General features: G+C 42.7%; 6 protein-coding genes. 4 read left to right on the plus strand and 2 right to left on the minus strand.

Annotated elements, in window-relative coordinates; all coding sequences use genetic code 11:
* Positions 1-94 precede the first annotated feature (94 nt).
* A complete protein-coding gene (locus JGK07_RS06110; RefSeq protein ID WP_293241570.1) occupies positions 95-3,751 on the plus strand; it encodes an AAA-like domain-containing protein in 3,657 nt (1,218 codons plus the stop codon).
* Positions 3,752-3,912: 161 nt separating this feature from the next.
* Here the strand turns inward: JGK07_RS06110 and JGK07_RS06115 are convergent, their stop codons facing one another.
* On the minus strand, positions 3,913-9,417 hold the full coding sequence (locus JGK07_RS06115) for an ATP-binding sensor histidine kinase (protein ID WP_293181718.1): 5,505 nt from the start codon (positions 9,415-9,417) through the stop codon (positions 3,913-3,915).
* A gap of 226 nt (positions 9,418-9,643) precedes the next feature.
* Complete coding sequence (locus tag JGK07_RS06120) at positions 9,644-12,037, minus strand: GAF domain-containing protein (protein WP_293212678.1); 2,394 nt, start codon at positions 12,035-12,037, stop codon at positions 9,644-9,646.
* Positions 12,038-12,743: 706 nt separating this feature from the next.
* Here JGK07_RS06120 and JGK07_RS06125 point away from each other — a divergent pair.
* From JGK07_RS06125 to JGK07_RS06135, 3 genes are all read left to right on the plus strand, one after another.
* Complete coding sequence (locus JGK07_RS06125; RefSeq protein WP_293181720.1) at positions 12,744-13,523, plus strand: calcium-binding protein; 780 nt, start codon at positions 12,744-12,746, stop codon at positions 13,521-13,523.
* A gap of 215 nt (positions 13,524-13,738) precedes the next feature.
* Positions 13,739-14,344 carry a Uma2 family endonuclease gene (locus JGK07_RS06130; protein WP_293212680.1) on the plus strand — a complete coding sequence of 202 codons (606 nt, stop codon included), beginning with the start codon at positions 13,739-13,741 and terminating at the stop codon, positions 14,342-14,344.
* Positions 14,345-14,508: 164 nt separating this feature from the next.
* On the plus strand, positions 14,509-15,597 hold the full coding sequence (locus JGK07_RS06135; RefSeq protein WP_293226646.1) for a serine protease: 1,089 nt from the start codon (positions 14,509-14,511) through the stop codon (positions 15,595-15,597).
* Positions 15,598-15,637 lie beyond the last annotated feature (40 nt).

A 15,637-nucleotide genomic window follows, 5' to 3' on the forward strand; every position in this document is an offset into this window, starting at 1 on the left:
CCGATCGCAAATCAGTAAAAGTCAGGTTTTTTGCTAAATCTCTACATAGTCAAGTTTGCGATCGTACAATCAAAGCTAGATTTGGGTACAAGCAATGACCAGAGAATTTCCAGTTAGTTATGAATATCAGATTGGCGGTAGTCTCCCAGCAGATGCGTCGTGTTACGTCACGCGCCAAGCAGACTTGGACTTTTACGAATGCTTGAAAGTTGGTGAGTTTTGTTATGTTTTGAACTCGCGCCAAATGGGTAAATCTAGTTTGCGGGTGCGGGCGATGCGAAGGCTGCAAGCGGTCGGTACTGTTTGTGCTTTTATCGATTTAACTGGGATTGGTAAGGAAGATGTAACTCCCGAAAAATGGTATGCGGGAATGATCAATTCTTTGGTCAGTAGCTGTCAGTTAGGTGATAAAATTAATTGGCGCAATTGGTGGCGAGAACGCCGGGATTTGTTATCGCCACTCCAGCGGTTTAGTTTGTTTATTGAAGAAGTGGTTTTAGTTGAGATAGAACAAAATATAGTTATTTTCATTGACGAGATCGATCGAGTGTTAAGCATGAATTTTTCGGCAGATGAGTTTTTTGCTCTGATCCGCTGGTTTTACAATCAAAGAGTTGACAATCCTCTATACAGTAGGTTGACTTTTGCGCTGTTGGGAGTGGCGACTCCTTCGGATTTGATTGCGGATAAAACTCAAACTCCTTTTAATATTGGTAAGGCGATAAATTTGGGCGGTTTTAAAATTGATGAAGTGCAGCCTTTGATTGATGGTTGGCGGGGGCGGGTTGTAAATTCTGAAAGCGTTATTGCTGAGATATTAAATTGGACGGGCGGACAACCTTTTCTGACGCAAAAGCTGTGTAAGTTGGTGTTGGAGGAATCAGCATTGGGTAATTCGCGATCGGTTGAACAGGTGGTGCAGTTGCGGATTGTGGATAATTGGGAATCCCAGGATGAACCCGAACATTTGAAGACAATTCGCGATCGCATTCTGAGAAATCAGCAAAAAGCCGGACAGTTATTGGGGCTTTACCAGCAAGTTTTGGAATCGGCTAACCCCCCCCAACCCCCCCTTGCTAAGGGGGGGCTAAATACCGCTATATCTCCCCTAGGAATGGGTGAGCTAAATTCTGTTCTTGCTCCCCCCCTTACCAAGGGGGGGCTGGGGGGGGTTATTACCGATGGCAGTCCCGAACAAACCGAATTGCGACTGTCAGGTTTAGTGGTGCAACAGCAGGGAAGATTAAAAGTTTACAACCGAATTTATGCCGAAGTTTTCAATCTGGAATGGGTGGAAAAACAGTTAGGCAAGCTGCGGCCTTATGCGGAAAGTTTTAATGCTTGGGCTGCTGCTAATTTTGAGGATAATTCGCGGCTGCTGCGGGGAAATGCGCTGCAAGAGGCTCTGGAATGGTCGATCGATAAAAATTTGAGTTATCTCGATTACCGCTTTTTAGCAACATCTCAAGATTTGGAAAAACGAGAATTTAAATTAGCTTTAGCCATTCAAGAAGAAGAAGGTCAGATATTAGCAAAGGCGAATGATACTTTAGTTTCAGCTCAACAACAAGCAAAAGTAAAATTAACTCAAGCCCAGCGGAGGGCTACCCGGATTATGGCTATCGGTTCTATAGTTCTGGCAGTTTCTATCATCACAGCAATCTCGATCCAATTACAAGTAAAAAAAGCCCAACAGGAACTAGCAGAACAACAAGTAGTGCTACAAACTTCATTCTCTAAAGTAGCTTTAGTTTCTGATCCTTTTGCAGCACTGCTGACAGCATTACAAGCAGCACAAAAGATGAAAAAATTAGAACCATCAGCTACCAAAGATACACAGATGCAGGTAATGAGAACCCTGCAACAAGCAATATATCATGTCAGAGAACGCGATCGCGCGATCGGTCATCGTGGCGCTATCAGAAGCGTAACTTTCAGTCCCGATAGCAAAATTTTTGCTTCTGCTAGCGAGGATGGTACGGTAAAACTGTGGAATGCCAAACCAGCGACATTGATATCAACCCTGACAGGACATACTGGTAGAGTTACGAGTGTGAGTTTTCATCCTAATGGCAAGATTTTGGCTTCTGGCAGTGAAGATGGTACGGTAAAGTTGTGGGATGTAACGCGCAGCACTTTAATTAAAACTATTAAGGCTCATCATAGCTGGGTAAGAACTGTTAGCTTTAGTCCTGATGGTCAAATTCTCGCTTCCTGTAGTTCCGCTGGTTTTATTAATTTGTGGAAAACAGCCGACGCTACATTATTAAAAACTCTGAAAGGACATACCAATATCGTTACTCATATTAGTTTTAGTCCTGATGGTAAAACTCTCGCTTCTGCAAGTTTCGATACAACCGTGAGGCTGTGGAATATTGGCGATGGAACTATCATAAATACTCTGAAAGATCATAAAAGTAATACCAGAAGTGTCAGTTTTAGTCCCGATGGTAAAACCTTAGCTTCTACCGATCAAGAAGGCCTAGTCAAACTGTGGAATGTATCCGATGGAACTTTGCTACAAAACCTCCCAACTCATCGCAGGGCTGTCTGGAGTGCGATTTTTAGTCCTGATGGCAAAACTCTAGCTACTATTAGTTCCGATAGTACCGTAAAGTTGTGGAATTTAGATGATATAAACGACAATAGAATTGAACCGCAACTTCTCAAAGGACATCGCGGGAGAATTGAGAGTATCGGTTTTAGTCCAGATGGCAAAACTCTGGTTTCTGGAAGTTTTGATAGTGCAATCAAGCTGTGGAATTTAGAGGTTAGGGAACCGCAAACTATTAAAGGAAATAGCACTAATGTTCAAGCTGTAAGTTTTAGTCCCGATGGTAATACGTTGGCTTCCGGTAGCGACGATTTTAAAATAAAGCTGTGGAATAGCAAAAATGGTACTTTACTCAAAACTCTTAACGGTCATCAAGGTCGGGTGTTAAGTGTTAGTTTTAGTCCCAATGGTAATATGTTAGCTTCCGGCGGTGATGACAAAACAGTAAAGTTGTGGAATGTGCAAGATGGTAGATTGCTAAAAACTCTCAACGGCCATCGTGCTTGGGTAAGGAGAGTTCGCTTTAGTCCAGATGGGAATACCGTTGTTTCTGGTAGTTCTGATAGTACAGTAAAACTTTGGAATGTCGCAGATGGTAGGTTGCTGCAAACCTTTAAAGAACCTCGCAGTATTGTCACCGATTTAAGTTTTAGTCCAGATGGAAAAGCTCTAGCTGTGGCTTGTTCTGACGGTGATATAATGCTATTAAATTTAAAAACAGCTACTTTGATGCAGGCTTTTCCAGCCCATAGTGGTTGGGCAAATACCATTAGTTTTAGTCCCAATGGTAAAATTTTAGCTTCTGCTGGTTCGGACAGTATCGTCAAACTATGGAATGCCGAAAATGGCAGCTTATTGTTCACTCTCAAAGGACATTTATCGGGTGTAACTAATATCAGTTTCAGTCCTGATGGCAAGATTTTAGCTTCATCTAGTGAGGAGGGTACTGTGAGGCTGTGGAATATAGAAAATGGTATGGAAATTTCCACGTTAGAAGGGCATCTCGGTAGCGTTAATAGCGTTATGTTTAGTCTCGATGGTAAAACACTGGCTTCTGCTGGGCTTGACAATACTATCAAGTTGTGGAACTTAGAACTTGATTTAGATCGTTCTATTAGTCAAGGTTGCTTGTGGTTGGAAGATTACTTTGCTTCCTATCCTGAAGAGGCGATAAAATTTAGCCAAATCTGTAAATAAATAATTTATGGCTGAGCGATTATATTGCCAATTATCCTGAAGAAAGGGCGATCGCAGATTTGTGCTGTTCAAAAAATGCCATAAATTATCACATAATTCAGGGCTTGTAGATACTGTCTTGACCTTGTATCTTAAAAGAGTGAGGGCGATCGCACCGACAATCAGTCGATCGGCACTTCGATCGCAAATTCCGTACCTGCGCCCAACACAGATTCGCAAGTCAGCTTACCACCGTGGGTTTCCTCCACAATTTGGCGGCTGATAGACAGCCCCAAACCCGTACCCTTCCCGACTCCCTTCGTAGTAAACAAATGGTCAAATATTTTCGCCCTCACATCCGGCGACATCCCTCCCCCGTTATCTTTGATGCGAATCACCACGCTGTTGTTATCCGGCGAGACATGGGTGATAATGGCGATCGTATTAGGTACAGCCTCAACAGAAGCATAACTGCGACCCCGATTGAATTCGTCAAAACAGTCGATCGCATTTGCCAACAAATTCATAAACACCTGATTCAACTGTCCCAAATAACACTTAACTTTCGGAATATTTCCATACTCCTTAACCACTTGAATCAGCGGGCGGCCTGGATTAGCTTTCAAGCGATGCTGTAAAATCATTAAAGTGCTGTCAATTCCTTCATGGATATCCGCCGACACTTTTTGGCGGGTGTCCCCACGGGAGAACGTGCGGAGAGATGTGCTAATATTGCGAATGCGATCGCACCCAACTTTCATCGACCCCAACATTTTCGGCAAATCTTCTATAAGATACTCCAAATCAATATCCTCAGCATCCTGTGCAATTTTTGAGCTAGGATCGAGAACTTCTTCCTGATACAGTCGCAAGTGGCTAATTAAATCGCCCACAGCCGCAGTAGCTTCGGTAATATTCCCCGAAATAAAACCGACTGGATTGTTAATTTCGTGAGCGACACCAGCAACTAAATTGCCCAAAGAAGACATTTTTTCACCTTGAATTAATTGCAATTGCGCTTGTTGCAGTTCCGCAAAAGACTTTTCTAACTGTTGGGATTTTTCTTGCTCGCGCGCGTACAAACGAGCATTCTCGATCGCAATAGCGACTTGACTAACTAAAACCTTTAAAACTTCCACCCTGTCTGCGGTAAAAGCTGCTGCCGCTAACTTATTTTCCAGATAAATAATCCCTTGCAACTGGGATTGATAAATAACTGGCAAACACAGGATTGATTTAATTTCAAATTCTCGAATGTACGCATCCGCATTAAAAGGTGCAGTAACAGTCGCATCATCCAATACCAGAGGCTTTTGAGTGCGAAAAACATAGTTTATAGCAGAAACAGGCAAATCTTGACTATTTTCAAATGGTATAGATCGTAAAACTGTAGCCTGGGTATCAGTAGAATTTCCTACAGCTTCGATGTAGAGTTTATTATCTTTTAGCAGCAGCAGCGCAACTTTTTGAGCCGCCGCATTTTCTAAAATGATTGTGATTAATTTTGTCAGCAAGTTGTCCAGGACAATTTCACTGTTAATGGCTTGCGAAGACTTAATAAAAGTAGCCACGTCTAAAAAATCGCCTAAACTGTTGCTGGTAGTGCTTCCAGTATTAGTGCGCGTGACATCGATGGGTCGAGTTTCTGTTGCGCGCGTTTGTGCTACTAAGAAAGGATGTCTTGATTCCAAGTGTTTAACTTTCGCTAGAGCTCCCCAGCGGATATAGCCGTAATAAGCCTTAGTCAGATATGCTTGAGAAATTATCTGTTTTCCCAGAAATTGATAGAATTCTCCGGCTAATTCATAGGCTAATGCTTCCTCTTGAATATAACCATTTTTGGCAGCTCCAGCAATTGCGCGATCGTACAAATCCATTGCTTGCGTATCATACCCCAATACCCGCGCTTTCTCCGCTGCTACCAAGTCATATTTGTGTTGATAATTCATTGGAGCATCAACAGCCCATTTTTTCATTTTATTTTGGTTTTGTACCAATTTATTTAAATATTGCTTTTGCCCCTCTTTGTCAGATTGGGAATACAAAGCTAGGAGACTGAGAGAGTAGTAAAAATTATTCAAGGAAACTAGATAAAATCCAGAAACTGATTCTTCATATTTCTCAAATAACCTTGAATTTTCTGAAGCTTGTGCATAATTGCCGAAGAAGAAATTAATCATAGATTTGGCATTACAAATAAAACAAACTAAAAAAAAGTTTTTAGTTTCAATTGCAGCCGTAACAATTTGGTCTTCATTAAACTTCTTATCTACCAAGTTACATGATTCTACAGATTGACCACGCAAAATTATGGCTGTATATCTCAATATACTAATACATTGTGAAGAGCCTTCTTGTTTAAGTTTCTGCATTAATTTTAGATACTTACTTATTTCCTCTTCAACCAGTTCGAGAGGCTCTCCCATCCACAGTTTATAAGTACAATATCCATTGACAGAATAACCAACATACGGTAAATCTCCAGTTTCGATTGCAGCCTTAAACCCTTCCATCATATAACTCAAGGCTAACTTGATATCTACTTTACGGTGTTGAATTGAACAAGTAAGTATTAGATAAACTCTACTTTTGATAGAATCAGATGGAAATCTATCTAAAAGCCTAATTGCCAATTGACCAAATTGGTATCCTAAACTAATGTCTCCTATTCCACACAAAATTGCACCATAAAAAACGTAAGCGACACTAGCATAAGGCGAATTTCCATATTTAATGGACAGCTTAACCATCATAAATACTAACAATGGTAATAGTCTGGGCTTGACCGCCATCGCGGTACCCAGAATCCCTGATAAAATTCGCATGGTTGCTTGTTTTTTAGAATCTGTCATTTCTGGCAAATTAGCTAAATCCTCAATTCCTTTCAACCCCAATCTCAGTTTTGTATTAATCAATTCCACCAAGATATTCAATAATTTGGGATTTTGAGGAAAATAAATCCCTAACAATTTTAGGACTTCCAGCCCTGTATTTACTGCTTCACTAACTCTATTTTGAACAGTATAAGACTGAATTTGCAGCTCATAAACATTGAGTTTGTCCAGTAAAGTTTTAGCCCGACTTAGAATAACATCAACTAATTCTTTTGAGATTGAATAGTTCGTATTTAAGTATTCAGCTCCCGCTGTTGATTCATAAATTGCTAACGTTAATTGATACTGACTGTCCCAACTCTCCTCTGGCAATAATCCCATCGCCACCCGCAAATACCTCACAGCAGCTTCATAAGCATTCGCTGATTTTGCTTTGCGTCCCGCAGTTAAATTTAATTCGGCTAACTGCGTCTTTTCTGCTGGCTGGCTAATTGTGTCAATTCCCACATTCAACTGATTGACAATATCAAAGATGTTTTCTTCTAGCTTTTCGGGTGGAGTATTCTGTAACAGTAATTCGCCAATTTTTAAATGAGTGGATTGCTTTTGATTTTCGGGAATGAGAGAATAGGCGGCTTGCTGGACGCGATCGTGCAAAAATTTGTAACTAACCCGCGAAGTATCTAATTTGAGGTCGATCGATTCAGCGCGATCGAAAACCAAAGGAATGCGATAAGCATCGCTCAACGGCAGAATCAACCCTGCTTGCAAAGCTGAATAAAGTTCAGTAGCTGTAACATTCACTGACTCTTCGCTGACAAGTGACAGTACATCTAGAGCAAATTTATCGCCCACGCAAGCTGCTAATTTTAACACTTCTTGCGTGGCTGCGGGCAACTTTTCAATGCGAGAAGCTACGAGTTCGACGACACTTTTATCGGTGATTCCAATCGCTTGAATTTCATCAATACTCCAATCCCAGCCTCCTTTACCTGCTAGATAATCGAACTCGAATTTTAAAAAGTTTTCTTGATAAAGTGCTTGTAACAGTTGCGTTAAAAAAAAAGGATTTCCTCCCGTTTTATTGCAGATTAATTCGGCTAAATCGTTGGCTTTTTCTGTGAAATTGCTAAGGGTTTCAAAGACTAATTCCGTTACATTTTCTAACTCTAGCGGTTGCAATACAATATTGTTGACAACCGTACCCGTTTTTTCAATCTCTTCTACTGTCTGAATTAACGGGTGAGTCGGACTAACTTCATTGTCTCGATAAGCACCGATTAGCAACAAATATTGCTGGTCGGGGTCAGTTATCAGTGTTTGCATTAACTTTAATGTAGCTGAATCTGACCACTGCAAATCGTCTAAAAAGATAACTAGCGGGTGTTCTTTTTGGGCGAAGACGCGAATAAATTCTTTGAATACGCGATTGAAGCGATTCTGCGATTCTACAGGGGAGAGTTCTGCTACTTCTGGCTGTTTACCGATAATCAATTCAACTTCCGGAATTACATCGGAAATTACTTTGCCGTTAGTTTCCAAAGCTGTTAAAATTTTAGTGCGCCATGTTTCTATAGCAGCAGTGCTTTCTGTGAGCAATTGGCGCAGCAGCGAGTTGAATGCTTGAATTAATGATGCGTAGGGAATGTTACGTTTGAATTGGTCGAATTTGCCGCTGATGAAGTAACCTTTTGAGCGAGTTATTGGTTTGCTAACTTCGTTGACGACTGCTGATTTGCCGATGCCAGAATAACCGGATACTAGCATTAGTTCGCTTTGGGAACGGGCGGGTTTTTCTGTATTTTGGTTGGGTGGTAAAGATTGGGGCGAAAGGGTTTCGGCGTTGGGGGGGGCGGGTTTTTCTGTATTTTGGTTGGGTGGCAAAGATTCGGGCGAACCCGCCCCTACACGTTCAAAGGCTGCTAATAGTTCGTTGACTTGGTTTTCTCTACCGTATAATTTTTGGGGTATCAACAATTGGCTGAGAATATCTAAGCGTCCGGGGATAAAATCGATTATTTCTCCTGTTGCTTCTAACTGATGCAAACAATTTTCTAAGTCTGCCAATAATCCGGCTGCACTTTGATATCTATCTTCGGCATTTTTTGACATCAATTTCATCACTATTCCTGAGATTGATGTGGGGATTTCCGAATTGATTTGAGCGGCCGAAATTGCTTGAGTTGCGATGTGGCTGTAAACTATTTCTAAAGGGTCTTTACTCGGAAATGGCAGTTCACCTGTCAGCATTTCATACAAGGTAATTCCGAGTGAATAAAAGTCGGTGCGGTAGTCGAGGGTGCGGTTCATTCTCCCGGTTTGTTCGGGAGACATATAAGCTAATGTGCCTTCGACGGAGTTGGGATTGTTAAATTGTGGGTTTTCTTTGTTTAGTTTTGTCGCAATCCCGAAGTCGGTGAGTTTAACTTGTTTTGTTTGGGAGTTGATAATGATGTTGCTGGGTTTGATGTCTTTGTGAATAATCTGATTTTGGTGCAGGTATTCTAAGGCTTTGACGATTTGGATGGCGATGTTTAAAGTTGCTAGCAAACTCAGCCTTGCTTTTTCGAGTAGTTGTCCGAGAGACTCGCCGCCAAAGTCCTCTAAAACTATGCCTAATCGGTGGTTAAAGGTTTTGAGACTGATGGCTTTGACGATTTGTTTGCTATCTAAATTTTGGCGGATTTGATATTCGTGTTTGAGGCGGGTAATGGCTTCGAGTGTGGGATATTCGGCTTTGAGAACTTTAAGAATTGTTGCGGACTCGTCGCTCGCTCTCTGTCCGCGATAAATAATTGTTTCGGCACCTTCGTGCAGAGTAGAATGTATTTGGTATTCTGAAAAAATTTGCATAGGTTTATTTTAAAAATTTATGGCATCTAATTTAGCCTAGACTAGCGCTAATTTAGGGGAAATTTATGTGATGCCGATCGCACTTTTTGACGCTACAAATCACAAGCAACGTACAAAAGCTTGATGAAAACCTTGCTGGGTCAGGCTTGCACTCATCAATAGACATTTTGTAGGGTGCGCCGCAGCGCACCTTACTCGTAGTAATTGCTGTTTAAATTAGCGATTTTCAATCTTGTACGACCGTAACTTCACTGATATGAACAATTGATTCGGGTTCCGGTAAAATACGGACGCGGGCAAATTTTAAACCGCTGACTCCTTGCAGTGATTCTACCATCCCTGTCTGCACTTTTGCTTCTACCCAACCTTCGCGAGACAAGTAGCGCAGGTATTGTTGGTACTCTTCCCATTCGTCTTCGGTTGAATAAACTACGGTTAGCATTCCTGATTGGGTAATTCGCTCTTGTGCGTCTTTGTCAACGGCTTTTTCGATGCGCTTTTTGACGAGTTCGTAGCGGATGTCGCGGGTGCCTTTGACATCAAACATTTTTTCGGTATTTTCATTATGAAAAATGTCGATGGTGGTATTTTGTACTAAGACTAAATGGGCTAGTTCCATGTTAATTTGAGACTCGGCTTGCAGGCGAAAAACTGTGCGACCGCAGTCGCAAATTGCTCGCAGTTGTTCGTACCGCAAACTGTGCAAATGAAATTGGCTGAATTTGGGATCGATCGCCTTTCCGACATATATCATGTGATCCATGCCGTCGGTGCATTCGATGTCGCAGTAGTGGGGGAGGATTTGCTGCATTTTTTCTTGCCAGCGAGTCCAGGTTTCTTGGAGTTTGGTGCTGATTAGGTTTAACATTTGATCGTAGCGGTTACGATCGCCATAAACGCAGTTGTGTTCGTTATCGCAGGCGGCTTGGTAAGCTTCAACTGCTGCCTGAACCGTGGGGCTACACTGCACAAAGTAGTCAAAATACACTTCTAAACGCTCGTTTAAATATTCGGCTGCTCGCACCTCCATATCGACTGTGACTTTTTCTTTTAAATGCTCGATGTAGTCGAGCAAGTCGAGCCGCAGTTGCTCGCCGAGGTGGGTAGTTTGTGTTTTACAAACGGCATCGGCTATGGCTAAACCCAAGCGGAATTGTTCGAGCAAATCTGTTTGAATGGCTCGGTTTCTTTCGTCGCTGGAACCGCGGATGTCGGAAATTCCGTAGAGGGGATGAACGTCTGCAAATACGATCGTCTCTTGGGGCAGTCCCCAACTTCGCCTTTCTGCTTCTTGGGCGAAGCGCCACTCGACTGCGGGATGAATGTTGTGAATGTGGGTAAACCGCTGCTGGATGGCTTGCCGCAGGGCTGCAATGAAGGCGGGAATGAGTTCTTGGGCGTGTTGGGCGTCAATGTTGTTGAAGTGGTTGGGGCGATCGCACAACAGCCCCACAACGCCCAAAATCCGCAGCCCGCAGCCCTCGCGGGTGACTGATTTGACTACCAGGGGCACCAGCAGCATCGATTGAGCGCCCATTTTCCGCAAAGTTCGCTCGCACTCGGTGCGGCACTCCCGGCGCAAGTCTGGGACGTTCCAAACTTGATTTGCTGCGGTAGCCTTGAAAAAGTGAGAAGTTTCTAGGGACTCCATTGAATAAGCAACCGGCTGCAAATGATGGCCGTCTTTAGCAACTAATAGCTGTACCTGTTCGCCGTCGGGGCGCAAAAGCAAAGTGCCGTCAGCATTAAAGAGCGATCGCAAATAGCGATCGATTCTCTCAAATTTGTCAGGGCGCAGCATGGAATCGCGATCGATCAATAACTGAGTCAGGCGGCGAATTTGCTCCTGTACCGTGACATCAAAACCTTCTAGCAGCAGCAAACCTTCGATGCGGTAATTATCTAAATTTAGTCGATCGGCTAAACTTCCCAATTGATTAGGCTGCATCAGCCAAGCTTCCCGTTCTGCAACAGGCATTAAATTTAAGGGAAGATCTGCAAATTCATCTTTTTTTGAATTAATCTGAGTAATTTTCAACTGTTCCGAACCCAGCCAAAATTCAATAAATCTAGATTCATCCTGTTGCGGATTTTTAATGCTCACCGTGACAGGTTCATCTAGCACCCGCAAACCATCGAGGCTTATTTCATAAAATTGCTTAAATACCCAGTGTAAAAGGTGGCGGCGGTACAATTGTTCTACTATTTTTGCATCACAATCCTCGAACAGTTCTAGCAAACAGATCCCAGTTTCTGTAAACCAACCGTTATGAGATTGAGTTACCAAAGGCGTTCCCTCCCAGCCCGCCAAGCGACAAAATGCCGCGTTAGCGTAACGCAGAGCGAAAGTTCCCGGTTCCATCACTGCGATTAAAACGCGGCGATCGCCCAGAAATTGAAACAGTCGCTCTAAATCTTGTTTCCAAGTTTTCAAGCGTTCAATTTCAGCAGATTGAGTCGGTACTTGAGCCGTCAAAGCTTCGAGTAGCTGTTCCACATCTGGTTCGTTGGGCAGATTCTCACTGTCTTGCTCTGTCGCAATGATATCTGGATCTGCCGTTGGCAGTGATTTTACGGAGTTGTTATTGTTTTGAGAGGAAGATGATTTAGGAGTAGGCATGAGGAAAACACCTGAAAGCAGTAGATTTTGTTAAACAATGTGAGCGATCGGCGATTTATGGATTTGTCAAGAACTTAGAGCCTGTTTGTAAAGTTTCTGTGTATGTATCCGAAACTAAGTATTTTCTCGGACGATATGTTCCTAAATTTTTACTTTTCTTCACAAACAAGCTCTGAGTCTTGACGTTATAAGTGATATTAACGTGTTTGCGACCTGGCTGGTAACACCCATTATAAGTGGTGTGCCGTAGTGGATAGTGTCAGCGACTAATGCTATAGCGGTTCTCAGAAATATCAGGTACGTTGTTGGGCTTGGGCCCTCTTTTATGTGGTTATAGAAGCCGTCAGCCATACCTCATCTTTTTGAGAAAGGCTATATTTGACTCACAGGCGAGATATATGGCAGCTTTCGGTTGAATGAAGAACAGGCCCGGTAATTGGAATTGGGCATTGATAATTGAATTGGTAATTTGTAATTGGCAAGTGGCAAGCAGGTTGCGAGCCACTAATTTAGCCAATCAAACGGGAGCATCTCAGTTTTGTAAAAAGCATTTTTTTTATAGTGCGAGCACTTCAAGAGCTCGCGTATTATACAAATCGCGAGCGGGGACAGCACTATTAAAAGCAAAACCCATAAAGTTGCTATTGGGCAATGGAATAATTAAAATATATAATAAAGGTAGGAACACTTTTGAAAGGACATATCTATGGCTTTAACGCTTAACAATCTCATCGGCGATTTCACCGGATTTCCTGTATTTTCTGGCGGCGGGCCGCGTCTTTTGGGATTCGCTACATCAGATGACATTGACGTAGAGAATGGAAATTTGTCGTCTTTTCCCTGGGGAGTTTGGGGACTAGACGGCAACGATACGATCGCAGGTTCGTCGGATTCCAACGAGCGCCTATTAGGGAATAATGGGGACGATATTATCGGTGGTGGCGGCGGAAATGACATCATTTACGGCGGGAAAGGTAACGATGGTGTGGATGGAAATGATGGCAACGACGTAGTTAGGGGCGACAGCGGCAACGACCTAATCTTTGGGGGGGCCGGGAACGATATCCTGCGGGGAGGGCAAGGAGACGACGATTTAGAGGGCAATGACGGCAACGATTTCTTGGCGGGCGATCGGGGAATTGACGTACTCACGGGAGGCCTTGGTGCTGACATATTTATCCTCAGAAGCAACGAACAGCCTGGAGTCAATGGAGCCGATGTCATTACCGATTTTAACTTTGACGAGGGCGATCGCATTGGTTTGACTGACGGTTTAACAGAATTAGACCTCATCTTCACTGACGACAATTTGATTGCTTACGACAATGACGGAATTATCAACGACATGGTGATTGAAAACGCAATAAATGGACAGATTGTGGGGATAGTTTTAAACACGAATAACTTTGAACTTATCGGTGCATTTGAACCGGCGAGTCCGTTTGCTCTGGCAGTTAACGGTTCTCAATTTCAGTTTTTGGCTTAGCTATTGATAATTCCAGGTAGGGAAACGGCACTGCCGTGTCCTAGTTCCAGGTAGGGAAACGGCACTGCCGTGTCCTAGTTTTGGGTAGGGAAACGGCACTGCCGTGTCCCTACAGATATCGCGGATTTGGCAAGATTGATATTAAAACAGTTCTCCATTTAGATAGTTTTTAAGCTAATCTAGAAGTAGGAAACTCAAACTCGGGGAAAGTATAAATGACCGCTACAATTCACCCCCCATTGACTGCACTCCCAGAACAGCGGTTGATTTTGCCGCTATCAATGACTTGGGAGCAGTTCAAAGCTCTCGATTCCTTGCTAGAGTACACTCGCAGTGTTCGCTTGTCTTACCTCGACGGATATGTAGAAATTATGACACTTTCGCCGGAACACGAAACCATTAAATGCCTGCTGGCATTGCTGCTAGGTCAATTCTTTTTAGAAAAAGATATGAGTTTTAGACCGACGGGTAGCGCTACACTCCAAGGGGAAACAAAAGGCAGCAGCAAGGAACCAGATTTATCTTACTACTTTGGCGAAGACCGGCGGAGGCGAGAAACACCCGATTTGGCGATCGAAGTTACTTTTACTAGCGGAACAATCAACAAACTGGAATACTACCGCAGATTTAACGTAGCGGAAGTTTGGTTTTGGGAAGACGGAGTGTTTTCGATTTACCAACTGAACTCGGAGGGTTACGAGCTAGTTTCTCGGAGTATGCTGTTGCCGGATTTGGATCTAGAATTGCTGGGGAGATGTCTGCAAATGTCGGAAGAAAAAGAAGCTTTGAAAGTGTTTCGGGACGCAGTGCGAGGCTGCTAACCTAGAATATCCACAAGTAAAATATGGCAAAATTACGAAATGTACGAAATGTCATAAAAATCGCGATCGCCTAAAAATTCCCTCCAGGCTTTCTGGTTTTAAAATATTAGATTTTCATCTATACTATTCGGAGTATAAAAAATCTTAGTCTTCAGCAATCATCTATGAATAGGGATTATTCGCGGTTTGATTCCCTCGCCAGCATCCTAGCAGGAACAGTAACGGTGGCAGGAATAGTCGTCTTTGCAGCAGCACCAGTTTTCGCAAAAACTCCCCAAGAAATTGCTAAAATTGCTGAATCAGTCACCCTTCAAATTAATGGAACAGATGGTCGTAGCGGGACGGGATTTATCATTGCCAAACAAGGCACGACTTACACGGTTTTGACAGCTAAGCACGTTGTTCCAAATAGTAAAGCTACCTATAAGATTCGCAGTTCTACGGGAAAAGAACATCAAGTAACCCGTGTTATACCATTACAAAAAACCGATAACGAACTGGATTTAGCAGTCGCAACATTTAACAGTACAGAAACTTATCGAGTTGTAACTTTAGGCGATTCCCTACAAGCAGAAAGCGGTACACAAATTTTTGTGATTGGCTATCCAAATAATAGATCGAGAAATCAGCCGAATCCTGAGTTTACACAGGGTTTTGTTACCAGTCGTTCTCCGACTCATAAGCGCGGTTATACCTTGCGTTATACTGCCATAACTCAAAAAGGAATGAGTGGAGGGCCTGTATTTGATGGGGAAGGGCGCGTAGTTGGGATTCATGGAGAAGGCGAACTAGATTTTTCGACAAATGATACAGGAGCATCTATAGATGCTATCTCCAAAACGGGATTTAATTCAGCAATTCCTATCAACACTTTTCTATCTAAATTATCCGAGGCTGGGTTAAATCGATCGGCTCTTTTGATAAATACCTCTCCAACTGCTACTGCACCTCTGAAACTGAACAATCCGCAAGATGCTAAGACTTATTATGTTCGCGGTTTAACTCGATTTGACAAGGGAGATTTGTCAGGTGCTGTTGCCGATTTTAACCAAGCGATTCAAACTCAATCGGATTATGTAGAAGCTTATTTTTATCGAGCACTGGCTTATTTTGATTTGAGACAAATGCCCAAGAGTATCGCTGATTATAGCAAGGCGATCGCCCTAAATGCCAGTTATGTCGATGCTTACTACAAGGGAGCATCCCACTTTTGCAATCAGTATAAATACTCAGACAATTGTCTGTCTGACTAAGTTGATGGCATAATAGAAAGCAAATAAATTACCATAATCC

The sequence above is a fragment of the Microcoleus sp. PH2017_24_DOB_U_A genome, assembly GCF_020738205.1.
GTDB lineage: Bacteria > Cyanobacteriota > Cyanobacteriia > Cyanobacteriales > Microcoleaceae > Microcoleus.

Bases quoted from the DNA above. Each gene is read 5' to 3' on its own strand.
- JGK07_RS06115 (WP_293181718.1), bottom strand. From the start codon at position 9,417: ATGCAAATTTTTTCAGAATACCAAATACATTCTACTCTGCACGAAGGT.
- JGK07_RS06130 (WP_293212680.1), top strand. From the start codon at position 13,739: ATGACCGCTACAATTCACCCCCCATTGACTGCACTCCCAGAACAGCGG.
- JGK07_RS06125 (WP_293181720.1), top strand. From the start codon at position 12,744: ATGGCTTTAACGCTTAACAATCTCATCGGCGATTTCACCGGATTTCCT.
- JGK07_RS06135 (WP_293226646.1), top strand. From the start codon at position 14,509: ATGAATAGGGATTATTCGCGGTTTGATTCCCTCGCCAGCATCCTAGCA.
- JGK07_RS06120 (WP_293212678.1), bottom strand. From the start codon at position 12,037: ATGCCTACTCCTAAATCATCTTCCTCTCAAAACAATAACAACTCCGTA.
- JGK07_RS06110 (WP_293241570.1), top strand. From the start codon at position 95: ATGACCAGAGAATTTCCAGTTAGTTATGAATATCAGATTGGCGGTAGT.